Annotated in this window: 17 protein-coding genes; 13 read left to right on the top strand and 4 right to left on the bottom strand. The window is 64.6% G+C overall.

Translation table 11 applies throughout. From position 1 onward, the window contains the following. Positions 1-300 precede the first annotated feature (300 nt). Complete coding sequence (locus VHN57_RS04825) at positions 301-768, top strand: Hsp20 family protein (protein WP_010337347.1); 468 nt, start codon at positions 301-303, stop codon at positions 766-768. A gap of 64 nt (positions 769-832) precedes the next feature. Here the strand turns inward: VHN57_RS04825 and VHN57_RS04820 are convergent, their stop codons facing one another. After that, complete coding sequence (locus VHN57_RS04820) at positions 833-1,018, bottom strand: hypothetical protein (RefSeq protein WP_270092757.1); 186 nt, start codon at positions 1,016-1,018, stop codon at positions 833-835. A 102-nt stretch (positions 1,019-1,120) separates the two neighbouring features. Here VHN57_RS04820 and rpiB point away from each other — a divergent pair, with 102 nt between their 5' ends. From rpiB to VHN57_RS04800, 4 genes are all read left to right on the top strand, one after another. Next, complete coding sequence (rpiB, locus tag VHN57_RS04815; protein WP_004211989.1) at positions 1,121-1,558, top strand: ribose 5-phosphate isomerase B; 438 nt, start codon at positions 1,121-1,123, stop codon at positions 1,556-1,558. An 11-nt stretch (positions 1,559-1,569) separates the two neighbouring features. Then, positions 1,570-2,889 carry a serine hydroxymethyltransferase gene (gene glyA / locus VHN57_RS04810; RefSeq protein ID WP_278985457.1) on the top strand — a complete coding sequence of 440 codons (1,320 nt, stop codon included), beginning with the start codon at positions 1,570-1,572 and terminating at the stop codon, positions 2,887-2,889. Between the two features lie 6 nt (positions 2,890-2,895). Continuing rightward, complete coding sequence (gene nrdR, locus VHN57_RS04805) at positions 2,896-3,357, top strand: transcriptional regulator NrdR (protein WP_010337343.1); 462 nt, start codon at positions 2,896-2,898, stop codon at positions 3,355-3,357. An 81-nt stretch (positions 3,358-3,438) separates the two neighbouring features. Beyond that, the gene (locus VHN57_RS04800; RefSeq protein ID WP_278985458.1) at positions 3,439-4,524 is read left to right on the top strand and encodes a TrmJ/YjtD family RNA methyltransferase; all 1,086 of its coding nucleotides are present in this window, start codon (positions 3,439-3,441) and stop codon (positions 4,522-4,524) included. Here the strand turns inward: VHN57_RS04800 and VHN57_RS04795 are convergent. Further along, a complete protein-coding gene (locus tag VHN57_RS04795) occupies positions 4,521-4,817 on the bottom strand; it encodes a chorismate mutase (protein ID WP_017501829.1) in 297 nt (98 codons plus the stop codon). The two genes, VHN57_RS04800 and VHN57_RS04795, sit on opposite strands and share 4 nt — an antisense overlap. A 256-nt stretch (positions 4,818-5,073) precedes the next feature. Between VHN57_RS04795 and rpsD the strand changes: the two genes are divergently transcribed. Then, positions 5,074-5,688 carry a 30S ribosomal protein S4 gene (gene rpsD, locus VHN57_RS04790; protein WP_004211980.1) on the top strand — a complete coding sequence of 205 codons (615 nt, stop codon included), beginning with the start codon at positions 5,074-5,076 and terminating at the stop codon, positions 5,686-5,688. A gap of 163 nt (positions 5,689-5,851) precedes the next feature. On the opposite strand, the gene VHN57_RS04785 is transcribed toward rpsD, so the two are convergent. Beyond that, the gene (locus VHN57_RS04785) at positions 5,852-7,831 is read right to left on the bottom strand and encodes an alpha/beta hydrolase family protein (RefSeq protein ID WP_278985459.1); all 1,980 of its coding nucleotides are present in this window, start codon (positions 7,829-7,831) and stop codon (positions 5,852-5,854) included. 133 nt (positions 7,832-7,964) lie between these two features. Between VHN57_RS04785 and VHN57_RS04780 the strand changes: the two genes are divergently transcribed. The 4 genes from VHN57_RS04780 (at position 7,965) to VHN57_RS04765 (ending at position 11,633) form a co-directional block, all read left to right on the top strand. Continuing rightward, the gene (locus VHN57_RS04780) at positions 7,965-9,638 is read left to right on the top strand and encodes a M28 family peptidase (RefSeq protein WP_423282937.1); all 1,674 of its coding nucleotides are present in this window, start codon (positions 7,965-7,967) and stop codon (positions 9,636-9,638) included. A gap of 72 nt (positions 9,639-9,710) precedes the next feature. Next, positions 9,711-10,055, top strand: a complete 345-nt coding sequence (locus VHN57_RS04775; protein WP_125986650.1) for a hypothetical protein — start codon at positions 9,711-9,713, stop codon at positions 10,053-10,055. Next, positions 10,055-11,191: a glutathionylspermidine synthase family protein gene (locus VHN57_RS04770; protein ID WP_278985461.1), complete on the top strand. Its 1,137-nt coding sequence runs from the start codon at positions 10,055-10,057 to the stop codon at positions 11,189-11,191. The genes VHN57_RS04775 and VHN57_RS04770 overlap by 1 nt, the downstream gene beginning before the upstream one ends. Positions 11,192-11,252: 61 nt before the next feature. Beyond that, positions 11,253-11,633, top strand: coding sequence for a hypothetical protein (locus VHN57_RS04765; RefSeq protein WP_423282935.1), 381 nt, complete (start codon positions 11,253-11,255; stop codon positions 11,631-11,633). 170 nt (positions 11,634-11,803) lie between these two features. On the opposite strand, the gene VHN57_RS04760 is transcribed toward VHN57_RS04765, so the two are convergent. Continuing rightward, the gene (locus VHN57_RS04760; RefSeq protein ID WP_097382683.1) at positions 11,804-12,256 is read right to left on the bottom strand and encodes a DUF6265 family protein; all 453 of its coding nucleotides are present in this window, start codon (positions 12,254-12,256) and stop codon (positions 11,804-11,806) included. Between the two features lie 101 nt (positions 12,257-12,357). On the opposite strand from VHN57_RS04760, the gene VHN57_RS04755 reads away from it, so the two are divergent. The 3 genes from VHN57_RS04755 to aguB all read left to right on the top strand — a co-directional run bounded on the left by VHN57_RS04755 (position 12,358) and on the right by aguB (position 14,689). Then, positions 12,358-13,350 carry an agmatine deiminase family protein gene (locus tag VHN57_RS04755; RefSeq protein ID WP_278988107.1) on the top strand — a complete coding sequence of 331 codons (993 nt, stop codon included), beginning with the start codon at positions 12,358-12,360 and terminating at the stop codon, positions 13,348-13,350. An 89-nt stretch (positions 13,351-13,439) separates the two neighbouring features. Then, entirely contained in the window at positions 13,440-13,772 is a 333-nt protein-coding gene (locus VHN57_RS04750; protein WP_278988105.1) for a DUF2501 domain-containing protein, read from the top strand. Positions 13,773-13,840: 68 nt separating this feature from the next. Continuing rightward, positions 13,841-14,689, top strand: a complete 849-nt coding sequence (aguB, locus tag VHN57_RS04745) for an N-carbamoylputrescine amidase (RefSeq protein ID WP_278988103.1) — start codon at positions 13,841-13,843, stop codon at positions 14,687-14,689. Positions 14,690-14,715 lie beyond the last annotated feature (26 nt).

Below are 14,715 nucleotides of genomic sequence, written 5' to 3'. Positions count from 1 at the left end.
CAGCGACTCTTGGGCCCCCTTCCCGCTTAACTTCGCACATTTCCCGCACATCTTGGCATTTTCGGATTCAAGACGGAAATTTTGTTACGCTTCCGTCCATTTTCCATGCCCTCTTCTCGCCAGTCTATCGCCTGCGGGCGCTGTAGGACAGGCGGCGCGATGCTTCGCCCTGCCCCCTCTTGAACAACGCAAAGAGCCAACCATATCAATCCCGTCCGGCCGCCACATGGGGCCGGGCGCAAGCATAGGCCGGACGCCGAAGACCGGGTCCGGCAGGATCATTTTGCTCTGTTGGAGATTATGAGCATGCGTGGTTTCGACCTTACCCCCTATCGCCGCTCGACCGTCGGCTTCGATCGTCTGTTCGACCTGATCGAGAATAATGCCCGTCTGGCGCAGGGCGACAATTACCCGCCATTCAACATCGAACGCCTGGCCGAGGACCGCTATCGCGTGACCCTGGCCGTCGCCGGCTTCCGTCCCGAGGAAATCGACATCACCGCCCAGCAGAACCTGCTCCAGGTGATCGGCCGCAAGGACGAGACCAATGCCGACCGTTCCAAGTTCCTGCATGTCGGCATCGCCAATCGCAGCTTCGAACGCCGCTTCGAACTGGCGGATTTCGTCCGCGTCGAAAAGGCGGACCTGGCCGACGGCCTGCTGGTGATCGAACTGGTGCGCGAAGTGCCCGAAGCGATGAAGCCCAAGAAGATCGCCGTGAATGGCGGCCATCTGGTCGACATCAACAAGGATCGCGACGCCGCCTGATCCGGCCATCCGAAACAAGCACAGGGCGCGACCGCAAGGTTGCGCCCTTCTTGCTGCCCGCCGTTCAGCGCGCCTGTTGCGGTGGCGGCATCGGGATGGCGCTAATCGTGACATTGCCGAACATCACCAGCCCCGCGACGATCATCAACACCCCGCGCTTGCGGTCGCCCCGCTTCACGATCGCGTAAATTCCCCCGCCGGTCAGCAGGATACCCGCCAGCATCAATATCGAAAGGATCATGCCCGCCATGGGCCAGTCCATAGGCGCCTAGCTGGACTGTGGCAATTGGCGGCCCATGCCCCTATGAGGCGCGCAGAAACGAATCACCCCAAGCCGCAGGGGAACGCACCCATGAAAATCGCCATCGCTTCCGATCATGCCGCCGTCGACCTGAAGGCCGAACTTGCGCTATGGTTGCGCGACGAGGGCCATGAGGTCGCCGACCTCGGCCCGGCCACCGCCGACCGCGTCGATTATCCCGATTTTGGTTACAAGCTCGCGACCGCCGTCGCATCGGGCGAAGCGGAACGCGGCATCGCGCTCTGCGGTTCGGGCATCGGCATCTCGATCGCCGTCAATCGCAACCCGGCCTGCCGCTGCGCCCTGGTAGGCGAACCGCTGTCGGCCGCGTTGTCGCGCGAGCATAATGACGCCAACGTCCTGGCCATGGGTGCGCGCCTGACCGGCGTCGACATGGCCAAGGCCTGCGTCACCGCCTTCCTCACCACCGAGTTCGGCGGTGGCCGCCATGCCGGCCGCGTCGAGAAACTGTCCCAGCCCGCGCTCTGAAAGGACTTGAGATGAGCACCGAAACCCTCACCCAGCCCAACCTGTCCGACATTCGTTCGGAAGGCTATTTCACCGCAGGCCTAGCCGCTGCCGATCCGGCCGTGTTCGCCGGCGTTGCCCAGGAACTGAAGCGCGAGCAGACCCAGATCGAGCTGATCGCGTCGGAAAATATCGTGTCGCAGGCCGTGCTCGAAGCGCAGGGCAGCGTCTTCACCAACAAATATGCCGAAGGCTATCCGGGCAAGCGCTATTATCAGGGCTGCGCCCCTTCGGACGTGGTGGAACAACTTGCCATCGACCGCGCGAAGGAACTGTTCGGCTGCCAGTTCGCCAACGTCCAGCCCCATTCGGGCGCGCAGGCCAATGGCGGCGTCATGCTGGCGCTGGTGAAGCCCGGCGAAACCATCATGGGCCTGTCGCTCGACGCTGGTGGTCACCTGACCCACGGTTCCAAGCCCAGCATGTCGGGCAAGTGGTTCAACGCCGTGCAATATGGCGTGCGCGAAGACACCCATCTGATCGACTATGACGATGTCGAGCGCCAGGCGATCGAATGCCAGCCCAAGCTGATCATCGCCGGCGGCAGCGCCTATCCGCGCCAGATCGACTTCGCCCGCTTCCGCGCGATCGCGGACAAGGTCGGCGCGCTGTTCATGGTCGACATGGCCCATTTCGCCGGCCTGGTCGCCGGTGGCGCCCACCCCTCGCCCTTCGGCCATGCCCATGTCGTGACCACCACCACGCACAAGACGCTGCGTGGTCCGCGTGGCGGCATGATCATGACCGATGACGAAGCGATCGCGAAGAAGATCAATTCGGCGATCTTCCCCGGCCTTCAGGGTGGCCCGCTGATGCACGTCATCGCCGCCAAGGCGGTCGCTTTCGGCGAAGCGCTGCAGCCCGAATTCAAGACCTATGCCCAGGCGATCGTCACCAACGCGAAGGCACTGGCCGGCAAGCTGGAGCAGCGCGGCCTGGCCGTGGTCTCGGGCGGCACCGACACCCACCTCGCCCTCATCGACCTGCGCCCCTATGGCATTTCGGGCAAGGATGCGGACGAGGCGCTGGAACGCAGCTTCATCACCTGCAACAAGAATGGCGTGCCGGGCGACCCGTTGCCGCCGACCAAGACCAGCGGCATCCGCGTCGGTTCGCCGGCCGGCACCACCCGCGGCTTCGGCGTCGCCGAGTTCGAGGATATCGGTGACATGATCGCCGACGTTCTGGAAGGCCTGCGCGACAATGGCGAAGCCGGCGATGCCGCCGTCGAAGCCAGCGTCCGCGAGCGTGTCGCCGCGCTCTGCGCCCGCTTCCCCATCTATCAGGGGTAAGCCCGCTTGCGCTGCCCTTTCTGCGCCCATGAGGACAGCCAGGTGAAGGACAGCCGGCCGACGGAGGATGGCAATGCCATTCGCCGTCGCCGGCAGTGCGAAGCCTGCGGCGCGCGCTTCACCACCTTCGAGCGCATCCAGTTGCGCGACATCTGGGTGGTGAAGAGCGAAGGCCGCAAGGAAGCGTTCGAGCGCGACAAGCTGGCCCGCTCCATCGGCATCGCCTGCCGCAAGCGGCCGATCGACCCGAGCCGGATCGAGAAGCTGATTTCGGGCATCCAGCGCCAGCTGGAAACCAGCGGCGAGAGCGAGATCCCGGCGCGATCGATCGGCGAGATGGTGATGGAGGGTCTGAAACGCCTCGACAGCGTCGCCTATATCCGCTTCGCCAGCGTCTACAAGGACTTCACCGACGCCCGCGACTTCGAGGATTTCGCCAGCACGGTGAAGGAGGTCGGGAGTGAATGAGACGGAAGGCGCTATAATCTTCCGTTCGGCCTGAGCGAAGTCGAAGGCCCCAACCGAGCGAAGCGAGGGCGAGGAGACGGCATGGCGTTCTATTGCTATATACTGCGATGCGCCGACGGCTCCTATTATACGGGCCACACCGACGATCTCGACGCCCGCTTCGCCGCCCATCAATCGGGCATCATCAAGGGCTACACATCGGAACGGCTGCCGGTCGAACGGATGTGGTCCGCCGAATTCCCGACCCGCGCCGAGGCGCTGGCCAGCGAGTTGCAGATCAAGGGCTGGTCGCGCAAGAAGAAGGAGGCCTTGATCGCGGAAGACTGGCAGAAGCTCAAGGCGGCTTCCGTCTCACCCACTTCGCCTTCGCTCAGTGACGCCCTTCGACTTCGCTCAGGGCGAACGGAAGTGGAGGCAGACGAGAAAATTGGTTCCATGAATATAGACACCTCCCCCCTCCCCCCCGTCATCGTCCTGGTCCGCCCGCAATTGGGCGAGAATATCGGCAAGGCGGCGCGGGCGATGCTGAATTTCGGGCTGACCGAGATGCGGCTTGTCTCCCCGCGCGACGGCTGGCCCAATCCCGATGCCGGTCCTGCGGCGGCGGGCGCGGACTTCATCCTGGACAAGGCGCAGGTCTATGAGACGCTGGCCGACGCGGTTGCCGACTGCGCCCATGTCTATGCCACCACCGTGCGCAAGCGCGGCGTCACCAAGCCGGTGGTCACGCCCGAGGAGGCGGCGCAGGAAATCCATGCCGCACAGGGCCGCTGCGCCTATGTATTCGGCCCGGAACGCTCGGGGCTGGAGACCGAGGATGTCGCGCTCGCCCGCAAGATTCTGACCGTGCCGATCAACCCGGAATTCGGATCCCTGAACCTCGCCCAGGCAGTGATCCTGTGCGCCTATGAATGGTCCAAGCAGGCCAATCTGGCCCAGCCGACCGTGACCGAGCTGGGCGAGCCCGCACCGCAGGAGGAGCTGGAAGGCATGATCCTGCAGCTCAACACGCTGCTGGAGAAGGTCGGCTATTTCTTCCCGCCCGACCGCGCGCCAGCGACCAAGCTGACGCTGCGCAACCTGCTTACCAAGCCGGGCTGGAACCATCTGGAGGTGCGCACGCTCCGCGGCGTGCTGTCACACCTCAACCGACCGCGCGAGCGTTAACCCCGCGTGCGGTCATACTCGGCCATTTCATAGGCGATCGAGGCTTCGACCAGCTGCTCCCACAGCTCCGCGATCACGTCGCCGGGCGCGCCCAGCCGCTCGGCCTCCGCGCGGGCATTGTCGATCACCTGACGCTTGCGCGCCTCGTCGCGGACGGCGCCACGATCCGGCTTGATCCGGGCGGCGGCGCGCATATGGGCAAAACGCTGGTCAAGCAGGGCGACGAGCTGGCGGTCGAGGGCGTCGACACCGGCGCGCACCTCGGTCATGCTGGTATAGTCTTCGGGCTTCATGGCCGCCGGATTAGGCCGCGCTCCGCCGGCTGTCGAGGCCCCAGTGGCGACAGATGTCTGGGCTTGACATAATATCCGACCTTCTCCATAGGCGCGCCTTCGCGATTGGCCCCGCATCCCGGTGAAGCGGCGGCCCTGTCCCTGAAACATGGAAACAGGCGATGACCGGGAAGCCTTCGTCCTCCGCTTGCTGCGGACCTCGGTTCATCGGATCCGGAGGGCGGATAACGTAGTATGCAGTTGTAAGGAATTAGGTATGTCGAAGCGCTCTAGCGCCAAGTACAAGCTCGACCGTCGCATGGGCGAGAACATCTGGGGTCGCCCGAAGAGCCCGGTCAACAAGCGCGAATATGGCCCCGGTCAGCACGGCCAGCGCCGCAAGGGCAAGATGTCGGACTACGGCATCCAGCTGCGCGCCAAGCAGAAGCTGAAGGGCTATTACGGCGACATCACCGAGAAGCAGTTCAAGAAGAACTATTTCGAAGCCAGCCGCATGAAGGGCGACACCGGCCAGAACCTGATCGGTCTGCTGGAGCGCCGCCTGGACGCCGTCGTGTACCGCGCCAAGTTCGCGCCGACCATCTTCTCGGCTCGTCAGATCGTTTCGCACGGCCACATCTATGTGAACGGCGTGAAGTGCAACATCGCCTCGCGTCTGGTGAAGCCGGGCGACGAGATCACCCTGGGCAAGAAGGCGCAGGAAATGGCGCTGGTTCTGGAAGCGCAGAGCCTGCCCGAGCGTGACATCCCCGACTATGTCGCCCCCGACGGCGCCACCAAGGTCACCTATGTCCGCGTTCCGACGCTGGACGAAGTGCCCTACCCGGTGAAGATGGAACCGAATCTGGTCGTCGAATTCTATTCGCGCTAATCGGTCCTTCCGGACAGAATTTGGAGAAGGGCGGCCCCGCAAGGGACCGCCCTTTTCTTTTGGCCTTTTTCTTTGGCCTTTTTCTTTGGCCTTTTTCCTGGCCCTCGCCTCGCCTGGACGCAGGACAAAAAAAGGGAGGCCCGAAGCCTCCCCTTTCCTTTTCCTATTTCCCCGCCTGCAACAGGAAGTCTGCACTCTGCTGAAGCATGTCCGCCCGCGCATCGCTGTCGTTCAGCCCGTGGGTCAGCCCGTCATAGACGACCAGCCGGCTGCGCTTGCCCGCACCTTCCAGCTTGGACTGCATCGCACGCGCCTGGCTGATGTCGACATTGCCATCGTCGGTCCCGTGGAACATCAATACCGGCGCACGGAATTCAGCGGCATGGTTGATCGGCGATGCGTCCGCTGCATCGCTGCCGGTGCCCATGCGCTGCTGCTGCAACAGATAATCGGCGTTATATTGCGACCGCCGGATACGATCGGCAAAGTCGGTCACCGGCGCGATCGCTACCACCGCCTTGAACAATTTGGGATCGACCGCCTGCGCCTGCAGGGCCGCATAGCCGCCATAAGACCAGCCTGCGATGGCCAGCTTCGCGGGATCGGCGATCCCCTCCGCCACCAGCCAGCGCCCCGCATCGACGATATCGCCGATCGCCGTCCGCCAGGAACGATAGCCGTTTTGCATCAGCCATTGCTCGCCGAAACCGGCCGACCCACGAAACTGCGGCTGGATCACGGCAAAGCCACGCGCGGCATAATATTGCGAGAGCCAGTCAAAGCCCCATTCATCGCGCGATTCTGGCCCGCCATGGGGCATCACGATCGCCGGCAGCCCTTTCGCGCTATCCTTGCCCGGCGGCAGGGTCAGATAGGCGGGGATGACCGTGCCGTCCGACGCCTTGTAGGAAATCGACTTCATCTGTGCCAGGGTCTGCCCTGCCAGTTCCGGGCGATCGGGCATCACCGGCGACAATTTCTTGGCGGTGCGATCGAACAGATAATATTGGCCGGGATCGGTATCGCTGCCGGCCCAGACCAGAACGCGCTGCCGATCCTGGCTCATGTCGCCAATATAGACCGCCTTGCCGCCCAGCGCCTTGCCGAGCGACGCCACCAGAGCCTTCACCTGCTCGTCGAAATAGACGACCTCGCCATGATCCTCACTGAACCCCGCCCCGACCACGTGGCGATCGCGGCCGACCTGCACCAGACTGGTAACGTCGACGTTCGGATGGGCGTATACGACCTTTTTCTCGAGGCTTGGGTTGAGCGCGATGCTGACGAGCGCCTGCCGACCATCAACCTGCTCCAGGCCATAGGCAATATCCTTGTCCGCATCGACGGCGAAGGGGACAAAACCGGTGCGATCGCGCATGTCATAAACACTCAGGCTACTCCAATCATTCTTGCCCTTGGAACGATAGAGATAACGGAATGTGCCCTTGGCATAACCCGACCCCTTATTCTCCTGGAGGCCAATGACCCGAACGGTGCCACGACCGTCCGATATATAATCAAAGGCCAACGGCTGAGGCTGTTCGATGCGCTTGGTTCCACCGGTGCGGGTATCGACACGATCGACGCCAAGCCCCTGCAGCTTCTGATCGATCAGGCTGCCAACCTTTGCTTCGGGGACATAGGATCGGGTCATCAACACCGATCCTTCCTCGCCCGCCGTCAGGTCGATGATCTCGCCGCCACGCAGGTCGAAGCCCAGGGCATTTTCACCATGCCGCTTGCTGAGCGAGCGAATATTGCCGCCGGCGGCGTCGACCGCGAAGATGCTGCTAAAGCCATAGACATCGTCGCCGACCCGGCTTTCTCCGCCGATGGTACAGGCCAGCCGATCGTTCGAAGCCCAGTTGCAGCGATACAGATATTCCGGCTTCCCGCTCGCGCCGGCGACCACCTTGGGTTCCGCACCTTCCTGCGCATTGAGCACATAGGTGCGGGTCGTTCGCCCTGCGCCAGCCGTGACCAGCGCAATCTTCTGCCCGTCCGGCGACAGGCTGGCAGAAATCACCGTTTCCCGCGCACCAAAGGCCTTGGCCAGCGCATCCGGCTCGGCATGGGCGATGGCCGACAGCGAACAGAAACCCATCAGCGCGCCCAGGCGCACCGTGCTTGCAACATAATTCATTCTGGAAAAACGCTCCCCCCAATTCCCCAGCCCGATTGCTAACCAAGTGCATCAATTGTGACAATCGGCATTTCTTGCCCTCGGCCCATCGCAGTGGCATCAGGCGCATTCCATAAAGACAAGGGTTCCTTCCATGCGCAGCTCCGTTGCGGCGATCGCCGCCGTTCTCGCCCTTTCCGCTCCCGCCCTGACACCCGCCGTCGCGCTGGCCGCCCCGGCCGCCAAGAGCGACGCCGCCCCCTCGATCGACACGATGAAGCGGCTGGTGAAGGAGCTTTCGTCCGACGCTTACGAGGGCCGCGCGCCCGGCACCGTGGGCGAGGAAAAGACGCTGGCGCTGCTGACCGCCGAGTTCGAGAAGCTGGGCCTCAAACCCGGCAACAAGGGCAGCTGGTTCCAGGACGTGCCGCTGGTGGAGATCACCGCCAAGAATGTCTCGCCCTTGAGCTTCACCGGCGGCAAGGCCCCGGTCACCGCCGCCTATGGTCCGGAAATGGTGATCGGCACCTATCGCACCACCCAGCCCCGGATCGAGGTGAAGGACAGCCCGGTCGTGTTCGTTGGCTATGGCATCAACGCCCCGGAAAAGGGCTGGAACGACTATGCCGGCCTGGACGTGAAGGGCAAGACGGTGCTGATCCTGGTCAATGACCCGGATTATCAGACGCCGGGCCTCACCGGTCCGTTCAATGGCCGCGCCATGACCTATTATGGCCGCTGGACCTACAAGTTCGAGGAAGCCGCGCGCCAGGGCGCCGCCGCCGCGATCATCATCCACGACACCGAGCCGGCCGCCTATGGCTGGAACGTCGTCCAGTCGAGCTGGACCGGGTCGCAGCATGTCGCCGACAATCCGGGCGGCAATGCCGGCCAGTCGGCCGCGATCGGCTGGATCCAGAAGGACAAGGCCGCCGCACTGTTCGCCGACGCCGGCCTCAACCTCGACCAGCAGATGGCCGCCGCCAAGCAGAAGGGCTTCACGGCCGTGCCGCTGGGGGCGATCAAGGCCAATGTCTCGTTCGACAATGACCTGCGCAAGCATGCGTCGAAGAATGTCGTCGCCCTGCTGCCCGGCAAGACCCGCCCCGACGAATATGTGCTCTACAGCGCCCATTGGGACCATCTGGGCCACTGCCAGGCGGCGCCCGACGGCGACGATATCTGCAACGGCGCGGTCGACAATGCCACCGGCACCGCTGCGCTGGTCGCCCTGGCCCAGGCCAATGTGAAGGCCGGCCCGTCCGACCGCAGCCAGGTGTTCCTGGCCGTCACCGGTGAGGAATCGGGCCTGCTGGGTTCGGCCTATTATGGCGACAACCCGGTCTTCCCGTTCAGCAAGACCGTCGGCGGCGTCAACATGGATGCCTTGAGCGTCGCGGGCCTCGCCAAGAATGTCGTCGTCATCGGCAAGGGCAAGTCGCAGCTCGACGCCTATCTCGACCGGGCACTGGGCGCGCAGGGCCGCGTCGCCACGCTCGAACCGACCCCGGAAAAGGGCTATTATTACCGTTCCGACCATTTCAGCTTCGCCAAGCATGGCCTGCCGATGCTCTATTTCGAGGGCGGCGAGGATCTGGTGAAGGGCGGCACCGCCGCCGGCATGGCCGCGGCGGAGGATTATACCGAGCATCGCTATCACGGCCCCAAGGACGAATATGATCCCAATTGGGACTGGACCGGCGTCGCCGCCGACCTGAAGCTCTATTATGATGTCGGCCGCGCGCTCGCGAATACGACCGACTGGCCCAACTGGGTCGATGGCGACGAATTCCGCGCCATCCGCGACAAGGACCGCGCGGGCAAATAAGCATCGTCAAGGCCGGCGACAGCATGGGGACGCTGTCGCCGGCCTTTCATCTTCGGGGCTATAAGGGGGATCATGACCCAGAAATTCGACAGGCGCATGTTGCCGATCACATCGGCCATGGCGGCGGCCCTGCTCGCCACCGGCTGCTCGCGCAGTCCTGACACGGCCGACCGCGACGTGCGTGTGTGCCGCGATGCGCAGGGGCGCCGGGTCGAGGACCGCAATTGCAGCTGGGGCGGCAGCGGCGGCGGCCATGGCTGGTATTATCTGGGCCGGGGCAGCGCGGTCGCGCGCGTGGGCGAACGGGTCGGTGGCGGGTCGATCGCCCCCTCCTATGGCCATAGCTACAGCCCGGCATCCTCGGCCAATGTGACGCGCGGCGGCCTTGGCCTGTCGGGGCGCAGCGGCCACAGCTGATGGAACGGATCGCCTGCACGCCGCGCCCGCACTGGCAGGCCCGCGTCGAGCATCTGGGCCTGGTCTGGCATGGCGCCGATGCCCAGCCCTATTGGGATGAAAGCGCCTGCTATCGCTTCAGCCCGGACGAGATCGCGGAGATCGAGCAGGCTACCGCCGAACTCTATCGCCTGTTCCTCGCCGCCGGCCAGCATGTGCTGGATCAGAATCTGCTCGGCAGCTTCGGCATTCCCGATTTCTGTCATCAGGCGATCCGCGAGGCGTGGGACGGAGAGCCGGCCGCGCTCAACTATGGCCGCTTTGACCTCGGCTATGACGGCGCCGGTCCGCCCAAATTGTTCGAATTCAACTGCGACACGCCGACCAGCCTGCTGGAAGCATCGGTGATCCAGTGGGACTGGAAGGAGGCCCTCTTTCCCGCCGCCGACCAGTTTAACAGCCTGCACGAGCGGCTGGTCGACCGCTGGCGCGCCATCGCCCCGCCGCGTGGCACGTCGATGCTGCACCTCACCTATGTCGACGGCAATATGGGCGAGGATGCCGTGACAGTCGCCTATATGGCCGACACGGCGCGCGAAGCGGGGATCGACACCCAGTTGATCCAGACCCAGCAACTGGGATGGGACCATCAGCGCCGCCGCTTCGTCGATCTCGACAATCGGCCGATCGATGCCCTCTTCCACCTCTATCCCTGGGAATGGATCGTCCACGAACCTTTTGGTCGGGAAGTGGTGGAAAGCCTGTCCTCCACCCTGTGGATCGAGCCGATCTGGAAGATGATCTGGAGCAACAAGGCAATATTGCCGATCCTGTGGGATCTGTTCCCCGGCCACCCCAATTTGCTGGAGACCAGCCGCCTGGCCATGACCGGCGACCATGTGGTGAAACCGCTGCTGTCGCGCGAGGGCGCCAATATCCGCCTCGTCCAAGATGGCGAGACGGTCGCGCAGAGCGGCGGCGACTATGGCGAGGAAGGCTTCATCTACCAGCGGCTCTATACCCTGCCCGGTGCGGGCGACCGGCGGCCGGTGCTGGGCAGCTGGGTGGTGGATGGAGACCCGGCCGGCATGGGCATTCGCGAGGATGGACCGATCACCGGCAACGCTGCGCGGTTCGTGCCGCACATCATCGGCTGAAGGTTCAGCGCGGGTTCAGCGCCGGGAACCGACCTTGCCCCGTCCTTGTAGGAGCAACGCCATGCGCATCCCCCTTGCCCTGCCCAGCCTGTTTCTGACCGCCCTCGCTCTGCCCGCCGCGCTGCCCGCGCAAATCGCGCCCAAGACAGAGCCGACCGCACCGCCCGGCCCGGTCAATGTCCGGGTCGAGCCTCGGCCATCCGGCGACTATGAACTGGATCGCGCGCGTCAGGACATACGCGACGGACGCAAGAGCGGCACGCTCAGCAGGAAACAGGCGCGCGCGCTGCGGCGAGAGGCCGACCGCGCCGACGCCCAGGCCGATCGCAGCGCCCGCGATGGCCTGAGCTACTCAGAGCAGCGCGAAATAGACATGCAAGGCCGCGCCCTGCAGAGCCTGACCGAGGCCCAGCGCAGCCAGCCGGGCGGAAAACGGCCTTAGGGCTTAATGGGTGGTTTCCCGCCATTCCCCTCCCGTAAACGGGAGGGGGAGCGAGACTTATGCGCGCAGCGCATTAGTCGCAGCGGGGTGGGCTTGTCCGACGTCCAGCCCACCCCCTAACCCCCTCCCGCCTGCGGGAGGGGGAACAGCCCACAAATGATCGCCCCCTCTCACTGCCCCGCCGGGGCATAGGTCCAGTTCTGGGCGTTACTGCCGTCCATCATCGCGGTTTCGGCCATCAGCAACCGGCCTTCGCGCCAGTAGCGGATGCGCTGGGGGTAATCATGGTCGGGATTGGCGAAGCTGATGTCGCGCACACCCTGCTCCAGCACGGGGAAGATCGTCTCCTTGCCGCCCTCCGGCGCCGCATGCAGCGTCAGCGTTCCGTCCGCCGCGCGCACGATCCGCATCACCTCCCAGCTTTGCAGGCTTTCGCCCCGCCCGCTGCGGCCCATGCCGATCATCACCCCGCCGCGCGGCAGCGACCAGAGTTCCTCGGTCCAACGGTCGCCCCGTTCCTGCTGCCATTCGCCGGTCAGCCATTCGGGCAGGTCCGCCGCCTGCGCCAGCGGTGCCCCGCCCAGCATCAGCGCCGCCAGCATGATCGATACGCTCTTCTTCACCCGCTACACCCTCTGTCCAGACCCGCGACCCTGCGCTATGGAGCGCGCAACATCTCTCCCGCTATCTCGGACCGGCCAGCGCGCCGGGCAAGGACAAATCTATGACTTTTCGCATGCCTGCCGAATGGGCGCCGCACGACTGGACCTGGATCGGCTTTCCGACCAACCCGGACGAATGGCCCGGCGCCTTTGACGGCGCGCGTCGCCAGATCGCCGATTTCGCCAGTGCGCTCCACGCCGATGGCAAGGGCGAGGAGGTGCGTCTGGTCGTCGCCAATGAGGCGGATGCCGACGCTGCGCGTGCGCTGGTCGCGCCGGGCGTCACCATCGCCGTCCACAATCTGGGCGACGTATGGCTGCGCGACACCGCGCCGATCGCCGTGCTGAACGGCGTGACCGGGGAGCGCGCACTGGTCGATTTCGGCTTCAACGGCTGGGGCGGCAAATATCAGATGCCCGGTGACGAGGATATCGGCGCGCGCCTGGCCGCAACCACCGGCATGGCGACCTCCACCCAGAATTGGGTGTTCGAGGGCGGCGCGATCGACACCGACGGCACCGGCCTGTTCGTGACGACCGAACAATGCCTGCTCAACCCCAACCGCAACCCGGACCTCGACCGCGGCAAGATCGAGACGCTGCTGGCCGGCGCGCTGGGCCTGTCCGACATGCTGTGGCTGGGCGATGGCCTGCTCAACGACCATACCGACGGCCATGTCGACAATCTCGCCCGCTTCGTCGCGCCGGGCAAGCTGGCGCTGCCGATCGCGACCACCCCGGACGATCCCAACACCGCCATCTATGCCGACGCCCGCGCCCGCGCCAAGGCGCATGGCGTCGACGTGGTCGACATCCCCTCGCCCGGCCTGGTGCTGGTGGATGGCGAGGCGATCCCGGCCAGCTACATGAATTTCTATGTCGGCAATGCCGCCGTCATCGTCCCTATCTATGGCCAGCCCAATGATCAGGCGGCGCTCGACGCCTTCGCCCCCTTCTTTCCGGGGCGCCATATCATCGGCCTGCGCAGCGACGCGATCCTGTCGGGCGGCGGCAGCTTCCATTGCTGCAGCCAGCAGATGCCCTCGCTGGTCTAAGGGTTAGTCCCCCGTTGCGGGGATGCGCATGCGGGCGCAATTTCCGGGCCGGGCGACACAGCATCGCCCGGCTTCAGGAGCATTGCCCCATGTTTCGTCCTACCCTTGCCACTACACTGATCCTGCTGGCCGCAAGCGCCGGCACCGCCCAATTGCCCAGCATCATCGGCATGGGCGCCGACAATGCCGCCGGCGTGCTGGGCTATTGCGTCAAGAACCGGCTCGTTGATGCGACCAGCGCCAATGCCGTGCTGGACAAGCTGCACAAGAAACCGGGCGTAAAGGGCTCGGGCGCCTTCAAGTCCGGCGAGACCGGCATCATCCACGCCGGCAAGAAGGACATTTCGCTCGACAGCCTGAAGGGCGATGCCAAGGGCAAGATGTGCTCCATGGTGCTCAAGCAATCGGCCTCCCTGCTATAGGCGCTTCCCGGTAGCGCGGCGGCGCCATAGCCCCTATATCGCGCGGCGAACCCATCATGGAGTGATGAATGACCCGCGTGACCGTCGCCGCCCTGCAGCTCGCCTTTTCGGACGACATGGCCGACAATATCGCCATGGTCGCCGATCATGTGACCAAGGCCGCCGCCCGCGGCGCGAAGATCATCCTGCCGCCCGAACTGTTCGAGGGCCATTATTTCTGCAGGGTCGAGGACGAAGCCCTGTTCGACCGCGCCCAGCCGACCGACCAGCACCCCGCCGTGCAGGAAATGCGCAAGCTGGCCAAGGATCTGGGCGTCTATATCCCGACCAGCTATTTCGAGCGGGACGGCCATCATTATTACAACTCGCTCGCCATGATCGATGATGAGGGCGAGATCATGGGCGTCTATCGCAAGAGCCACATCCCCGACGGTCCGGGCTATGAGGAAAAATATTATTTCCGCCCCGGCAATACCGGCTTCAAGGTGTGGCCGACAAAATATGGCACCGTGGGCGTCGGCATCTGCTGGGACCAATGGTATCCCGAAACCGCGCGCTGCATGGCGCTGATGGGCGCCGAAATGCTGTTCTACCCGACCGCGATCGGCTCCGAACCCTATGATGCGGAGCTGGACACCAGCCGGATGTGGCGCCGCGCGATGATCGGTCATGCGGTCAGCAACTGCATGCCGGTGATCGCCGCCAACCGCATCGGCGAGGAAGATGGCCAGAAATTCTACGGCCACAGCTTCATCAGCGACGAATGGGGCGATTTCCTCGCGGAGTCCGACGCCAGGGACAATGGCGCACTGGTCGCCACGCTGGACCTTGCCAAGGCAAAGATCCATCGCGCCGGCATGGGCTTCTTCCGCGATCGCCGCCCCGAACTCTACGGCCGCATCGCGCAGGATATCTGATGCCACATTATAGCCCGAGCCGGATC

Source organism: Sphingobium salicis subsp. salicis (assembly GCF_049472635.1).
GTDB lineage: Bacteria > Pseudomonadota > Alphaproteobacteria > Sphingomonadales > Sphingomonadaceae > Sphingobium > Sphingobium yanoikuyae_A.
The sequence above is the reverse complement of the archived record's forward strand: the minus strand, read 5'-3'. Positions and strand labels throughout refer to the sequence as shown.